Source organism: Synechococcus sp. R6-7 (genome assembly GCF_047461695.1).
Lineage (GTDB): Bacteria > Cyanobacteriota > Cyanobacteriia > Thermostichales > Thermostichaceae > Thermostichus.
The window spans coordinates 1-6535 of sequence record NZ_JANSHS010000416.1 but is presented as its reverse complement, the minus strand read 5'-3'; the positions used below and the strand labels follow the sequence as shown (position 1 = coordinate 6535).

The following is a 6535-nucleotide window of genomic DNA, read 5'->3' as shown; positions in this document are numbered from 1 at the left end:
AACACACCGATTTCAGCTTCATCCCCCAACAGGTGCGGCCTTATCTTGGTGTTGCTCTGAAGCTGGGATATGGGCTTTTGGCTTTAGTCTTTTTTGTCCTCAACCAAATCCTCATCTGGCGCTACGTCCATCATCTTTGGGTAGCTTGAACCGGCTTGGCTGGAGATAGGATGTGAGGGATCCCAACTTCTCACCGGCTGAGAGCTGTGGCGTTCTCTTCTCCCCGCAAGTCTCCCCGTCAAAAATCAGCCTCGCGTGTCGCTCAGACCCTTGAGCCCACCAAAATTTACCCCTGCCCGTGCTGCCATCAAGGTCAGTTGCGCCTGATCACCCTAACCGAAGCCTTCGGGTGTAGCCGTTGCCAGCATATTTTTGCCATCACCCCCGACCGCCTGTACATCGAGCAACTGGCCGTTTCCTATCCCTACCGCAAAATGTGGTTCTGGAACGGCTACCAATGGGTGTTGCGGCGGGAAAACACCCTACAGGGATCCGCGCTCTTGGGCCTCACCCTCAGCTTGGGCATTGTCTTGGCGGTTGGGTTCATCGGCGCAGTGCTCTTCCCAAACCAAACCCAGTTGCTCAGTTGGTTCATGATTCTCGGCTTGTTGTTGACGCTGTTGGTGGTAACGGCGATCCTGATGCTGCGGCGGCCCTGAGACTTACGAGATCTGATCCGGCAACCGGTTTCTAGAGTTGGCAGCCCTGACACTTGTGGATCCAACCATTTCTTGTTAGCAGTGGTCTGGAGAACGCAGCGGGTCTGTCTCTAATGGGCTAGGCGGGAGAAGTTCAAGTGACAGATTTCGGTTCAGACTTTGACTTAGGTACCACTCTGCGACAGGTACGCCGCTTACTACCGCAGATGCAGCGGTTGAGCAGCCAAACCAAGCGCCAGGCCCTGCTGGCTCTCTCGCGGTGTTTGTTGGAGCGCTCCGATCTGCTCCTGGAAGCCAATACCCTCGACCTGGAAAGTTGCCGCGAGCAAACCGTACCGGAGTGGATCCTCAACGGCCTGAAGCTCACCCCCGAGCGTCTACAGCGATCCGCCCAGTTGCTGACTCTCCTGGCCCAGCAGCCGGATCCCATTGGCAAGCTGGAGAAAGGGCACCGCCAGGAGAATGGCCTGTTTATTGGCCGCTACCGCGTCCCGTTGGGGTTGATTGCTCTGGTCTACGAAATCTACCCCGAGTTTGCCTTAAATGGCATTGGCATGTGCCTAAAAACAGGAAATGGCGTGATTTTGGCCAGCAGCGGTCCCATCCAGAAAACTCACCAGGCTATGGTCAACCTGTTGGCAGAGACGGCTTATGAGCACGGGATCCCGGAAGGGGCCATTCAAACCTTGCCCGCCCAAGACCAAACGGCGGATCCCCAAGCAGATTCCCCACTGTTGCCGTTGCTACAGCAAACCCGCTACCTCGACCTGGTGATTCCCTGCGGTCGCCCCGGCTGGGTGGAGTTCCTGTTGCAGGCCAGCAAAGTGCCGACTCTGGCTACCCATTTGGGCTACGGCCACATCTATCTGGATCGCACTGCCCCTTGGCCCTTGGTCAAATCGGCTTTGTTGGATCCCCTGGCCCAGTACGGCTCAGAAGGGATCCCTATCTATCAGCCCCTCACCCTTTGGCTGCTGATCCACACCGATTGGGCCGCCAACCATCTGACCGCCTTGGTGGAGGACTTGCTGGGTCACGGGATCGCTGTACAGGCAGCAGCACCCATCCTAGAGCAGTTCCCGCAGCTCCAGCCGCTTGGGGAAGGCTTTGACTCGACAGAACGACCTCATCTGCGCCTGCAGCCCATTGCCGACCTGACGGAGGCGATCGCCTGGATTAACAAAAATGGTTGCCGTCAATCGGAGACGATCCTCACCGATAGCCAATCGGCGGCCCAGCGCTTTCTCCAGGAAGTAGATGCCGCCCTGATCCACATCAACACTTCCCCCCTCTCGGCAGGCCGGGGAGCTGGGATCCCCACGTTGGGAGCGTTTCGCGACCTGTCTTTGGGCATTTCTACTCAGCGGCTGCACGTGCGCGGGCCCATCGACGTGGAAGCCCTGACAACGGTGAAGGTGGTGGCTCAGGGCGATCTGTAGAGCCGGGCAGCAACCCAACTGATGCACCAAGGTTGGCCGGTCTGCCCAAGATCCAAGAGCTGGGATGAGGCTGGAGAATGAGAATGTAGATCGCCATCAGCTCAACATCCAACTGAGCCCAAAGGGAGGACTTTTTTGGGGATCGACCTTCGCAGTTACGTGTTTTTGGATCGGCTGCAACCCCAGTATGCTGCTTATCTGGGCACAGTAGCCTATGGCTTTTTGCCCCTGCCTGGGGACACTTCTTTGTGGGTTGAGATTTCCCCCGGCATCGAGATCAACCGCGTTATGGATATTGCCCTGAAGGCCACCTCGGTGAGGCCGGGGCTGCAGGTGGTGGAACGCCTCTACGGCCTTCTGGAAGTACACTCCAGCAACCAAGGGGATACCCGCACCGCCGGACGGGCGATTCTGGCTGCCTTAGGGGTGAGTGAACAGGAGCGCCTCAAGCCCCGCATCATCTCCAGCCAGATCATCCGCAACATCGATCCCCACCAAACCCAGTTGATTAACCGTTCCCGCCGTGGCCAAATGCTCCTGGCCGGCCAAACCCTCTACATCCTGGAGGTGCAACCGGCAGGCTATGCCCCCCTGGCTGCCAACGAGGCAGAAAAATCTGCCCAGATCAACATCCTAGAAGTGATGCCTTTCGGTAGCTTTGGCCGCGTGTACTTGGGAGGGGAAGAGCGAGATATTCTGGCCGCCTGCCGCGCTGCCGAAGCCGTTTTGGCGGGGGTTTCCGGTCGGGAGCCCCTCTTGTTGCCTGAGGAGGTGTAGCCAATGGCAGACTCCGATCCCAAGCCAAGATCGCCCCTGTCGCAACGCCGGGATCCCTCTTCAGCAGAGCAGGTGAGGCTGTTGACGGAGCTGGCCGCTCCCTACCGCAGCTTGCGGCGCTTCATCTACTTGGCGGTGGGGTTCTCGGCTACCATCGGGGCGTTTGTGTTTTTCTTTCGAGCCCTGGCGGGACGGGACTTGAACACCACCTTGCCCAGCTTGGCCTTGCAGTTGGGGATCCTGGCCGGCGCCATCGGCCTGAACAGGCTGGAAAACCGCTCTCACCAGAAGGTGATCAGACAGGTCAAACAACGCTTGGGCATGCAGCAAGACTCCCAGGAGCCCCAACGGTCGGCGGACAGTTAGCCCGCCCATTCCCCGCAGCCCCTTTCTCAATCCAGATCAAAGTCATCATCATCCGCGTCAGCACTGCGCAGATAGCGGCGCTGAGTTTGGCGAGCGGGATCCCCTTGTGACCACTTTTGGACAATTTGGACACCCAGAAAGGTCAGAAAGGCCCCCAAAGCCACAAACGTGAGAAGTGGGAGCGCCAGGATCACCACTGCGCCCAGGACATAGATAGCCACCTTGGGCAGAGACGGATCCACCCCCCAGCGGTGGCTGCGCACCCAGTCGGTGAGCTGCTGATCCCATTGGCGCAGGCGAGGGACGTTTTCCTCGAAGATCTCCAGCAAAATTGGCCCCAGACGACGCAGATTGCCCTGAGTTTGCCTTCGCCAATCTTGCACCGAGCGCCCCATGTTCGGGATCCCTTGTCCTGTCATCTTCAGGCCGATCCTAGCCCAACCCCAGCAACCTTCCCATCAGCTCAGAGGACGACCCCACCGGATGTAAATTTGTTTGAACATTTGGATCGGAGATTTTGGAGGCTTCCCAGGACTACTGTACACTGAGGGCACTGGCGCAGCGATGTTGCTGCCATGCCGATTCGGTAAACCTTTTTTTAACTTTTCAACCTGCTCGACTGGAGAACGCTAATGGCTCACTCGGTCAAGATCTACGACACCTGCATCGGCTGCACTCAGTGTGTGCGGGCTTGTCCCACCGACGTGTTGGAGATGGTGCCCTGGAAGGGAAAAAACAAAGCTGGGATGATCGCGGCTGCCCCCCGCACCGAAGACTGCGTTGGCTGCAAACGCTGTGAAACCGCTTGTCCCACCGATTTTCTGAGCATCCGAGTCTACCTTGGCCCCGAAACCACCCGCAGCATGGGCTTAGCCTACTGATGGGGGCACCTGGCCGCAACCCCACTCTCAACTGCCCACAGAGCACAAGTATTCTAGAGTACCAGAAAAGCAGTTTACTTCCCAACCCAGTTCCAGCCTTTCCCTCTTCCGGGGAGAGGCTGTGGCGTATGGCAGGTCTTAAGCTGTTTGGTGACTCTAGAGGGGGGATCCGCCCCCTTTTTTCCTTTAGGGCTGCAGATAGAGGCGGTGCTGACGGATATAGTGCTCCACAGCAGGGGGCACCAGGTAGCGGATAGACCCTCCCTTTTGGATTTGCTGTCGCAGGTAGGTGGAAGAGAGCGTCAGGGTAGGGGCTTCCAGGATTTGGGCTTGGATGGGCAGCTTTGCGGCCACCGCCTGCAGCACCTGGGCGGCATCGCCGGCATCCACCCGTGGGGCAACAATCCAATGGCAGAGGCGGGCCAGTTCTTCCGCTTGATACCACTGGGGCAGGTCCCGCAGAGCATCCACGCCGATGATCCAGTACCACTGGGTATTGGGTTGCTCCTGGATGAGGGTGCGCAGTGTCTCGATGGTGTAGGAGCGCCCCGAACGGCGGATCTCCAGCTCTGAGCAGGCGAAGCGCTCGTGGTCGGCAATGGCCAGCTTGACCATGGCCAGGCGGTCGGCTTTGCTGGCGCCAGGGGCCAGAGGCTTGTGGGGGGGATCCCCGGCGGGCATCCACAGCACCTGATCCAGGTCAAACTGCCAAAGGGCTTGTTCTGCCATGATCAAATGGCCGTGGTGTACAGGGTTGAAGGTTCCACCCAGAATGGCAATGCGGCGGTGCTTCATGGCTGCTGGCTCAGGTAGGTGATGGCATCCCGCAGCCAGTCTTCCGTTGGGCGGGGGTGAGTGGGCAGAGCTTGCAAGGCAGCCTGAATTTCCTGAGTGCTGTAGCCCAGGGCCAGCAAGGCCATTTCCACCTCTTCTCGGATGGGCATGGGCGGCCCTCCGGCCAAGGGTTGATCCGCAACCCCCATCCCCTGTCGCCAGTGGGCCAGCTTGGTTTTCAGCTCCAGGGCCAGCCGTTGGGCCGTTTTATGACCTACCCCCGGCGTGAGGGAGAGCAGGCGCACATTTTCGGTCACCACCGCCTGCACCAGCTCCGGCAGGCTGAAGGTATTCAGCAGGGCCAAGCCCAAAGCCGGCCCCACCCCTGAGACTTTGATGAGTTCCACAAACAAGTCCCGCTCGGCTGGCGAGCCAAACCCGTACAACACCAGCTCGGTCTCTCGCACCACCAAATGGGTGAACACCCGGACGGGCTCCCCCACTGCAGGCAGTTGCTTGAGAAAACGTCCTGGGGCCTTGACGCGATAGCCGATCCCCTGCACCTCAACAGTGAGGCTGCTGCGCTCTCCCCATTCGATGGCCACAAGGTGGCCGCTTAAAAACGCGATCATGCTGCGAGTTTAATCTGGGTTTGGGATGCTCTGCTCGACTGGAGCTCCAAAGTCGGCCAAGCAATCTAAAGTCCTTGCCAAAGGCTGCTTCCCTACAAGGCTATTTCACAGACCATTTCTCTACCTGTAGACTGTTCCCCATCCAGCTCTGTATTCTCCCTCATCCATGCCGATTCGCCCTTTTCCCATCGGCCAATGGCTTTGGATCCTGTTCTCGCTGGGGGTGCTGCTCTTTCTCCATCTTCCTCTGCTGGTGATCGTCCTTTATGCCTTCAGCCCCGATGAGGCGACCTTGCGCTTCCCTTTGCCGGGGCTGACCTGGCGCTGGTTTGCCGTGGCCTGGGGGCGGGCAGATATTTGGCGGGCCTTGTTTTTGTCTTTGCGGGTGGCTGTGCTGGCTACCGGAGTGGCGGTGGTGCTGGGATCCCTGGCGGCAGCAGCAGTCTATCGCAGCCGATTTTTTGGCCGCGAGACGATCTCGTTTTTGTTTGGTGTTGCTGCCCATCGCCTTGCCGGGCATTGTCTCCGGGATCGCCTTGCGCTCGGCGATCCATTTGCTGCATATCCCTTTCAGCTTTTGGACAATTGTTATCGGCCATGCCACCTTTTGTCTGGTGGTGGTGTACAACAACGTGCTGGCCCGGTTTCGCCGCATGGGACGCTCTCAACTGGAGGCTTCTGCCGACTTGGGGGCCAATCCTCTGCAAACCTTTCGGTACATCCTTCTGCCCGAACTGGCCTCGGCCCTATTGGCGGGATCCCTGCTGGCGTTTGCCCTGTCTTTCGATGAAATCATCGTCACCACCTTCACCGCTGGCCAGCAGCAAACCCTGCCGATCTGGGTGTTCAGCCAGCTAACCAAGCCTCGGCAGCGCCCGGTGATCAGCGTGGTGGCCCTGGGGGTGATCGGCCTGACGGTGCTCCCCATTTGGCTGATCCATCACTTGACCCAAGAGAAAACCACGACTCGCTGATGGCTCTGATACATTTACGCTGAACACTGCTGA

9 protein-coding genes are annotated in these 6535 nt (G+C 58.8%); 6 read left to right on the top strand and 3 right to left on the bottom strand.

All coding sequences use genetic code 11. From position 1 onward, the window contains the following. The first annotated feature begins 317 nt into the window (after positions 1 to 317). The 4 genes from NW815_RS11915 (at position 318) to NW815_RS11900 (ending at position 3241) form a co-directional block, all read left to right on the top strand. Complete coding sequence (locus NW815_RS11915; protein WP_414390186.1) at positions 318 to 659, top strand: hypothetical protein; 342 nt, start codon at positions 318 to 320, stop codon at positions 657 to 659. Between the two features lie 137 nt (positions 660 to 796). After that, on the top strand, positions 797 to 2098 hold the full coding sequence (locus NW815_RS11910) for a gamma-glutamyl phosphate reductase (protein ID WP_414390184.1): 1302 nt from the start codon (positions 797 to 799) through the stop codon (positions 2096 to 2098). Between the two features lie 135 nt (positions 2099 to 2233). Further along, positions 2234 to 2875: a hypothetical protein gene (locus tag NW815_RS11905; RefSeq protein ID WP_011432202.1), complete on the top strand. Its 642-nt coding sequence runs from the start codon at positions 2234 to 2236 to the stop codon at positions 2873 to 2875. A gap of 3 nt (positions 2876 to 2878) precedes the next feature. Beyond that, positions 2879 to 3241 carry a DUF3493 domain-containing protein gene (locus NW815_RS11900; RefSeq protein ID WP_011432201.1) on the top strand — a complete coding sequence of 121 codons (363 nt, stop codon included), beginning with the start codon at positions 2879 to 2881 and terminating at the stop codon, positions 3239 to 3241. Between the two features lie 26 nt (positions 3242 to 3267). Here the strand turns inward: NW815_RS11900 and NW815_RS11895 are convergent, their stop codons facing one another. Continuing rightward, positions 3268 to 3660 carry a hypothetical protein gene (locus NW815_RS11895; protein WP_414390181.1) on the bottom strand — a complete coding sequence of 131 codons (393 nt, stop codon included), beginning with the start codon at positions 3658 to 3660 and terminating at the stop codon, positions 3268 to 3270. A gap of 213 nt (positions 3661 to 3873) precedes the next feature. On the opposite strand from NW815_RS11895, the gene psaC reads away from it, so the two are divergent. After that, on the top strand, positions 3874 to 4122 hold the full coding sequence (gene psaC / locus NW815_RS11890; RefSeq protein ID WP_414350136.1) for a photosystem I iron-sulfur center protein PsaC: 249 nt from the start codon (positions 3874 to 3876) through the stop codon (positions 4120 to 4122). Positions 4123 to 4308: 186 nt separating this feature from the next. Here the strand turns inward: psaC and nadD are convergent, their stop codons facing one another. Further along, positions 4309 to 4917 carry a nicotinate-nucleotide adenylyltransferase gene (gene nadD / locus NW815_RS11885; RefSeq protein ID WP_011432197.1) on the bottom strand — a complete coding sequence of 203 codons (609 nt, stop codon included), beginning with the start codon at positions 4915 to 4917 and terminating at the stop codon, positions 4309 to 4311. Beyond that, positions 4914 to 5528, bottom strand: a complete 615-nt coding sequence (ruvA, locus tag NW815_RS11880; RefSeq protein ID WP_414381256.1) for a Holliday junction branch migration protein RuvA — start codon at positions 5526 to 5528, stop codon at positions 4914 to 4916. Before ruvA ends, nadD begins: the two co-directional genes overlap by 4 nt. Before the next feature lie 491 nt (positions 5529 to 6019). Here ruvA and NW815_RS11875 point away from each other — a divergent pair, with 491 nt between their 5' ends. Then, a complete protein-coding gene (locus tag NW815_RS11875; RefSeq protein WP_414416054.1) occupies positions 6020 to 6502 on the top strand; it encodes an ABC transporter permease in 483 nt (160 codons plus the stop codon). Positions 6503 to 6535: the final 33 nt, after the last annotated feature.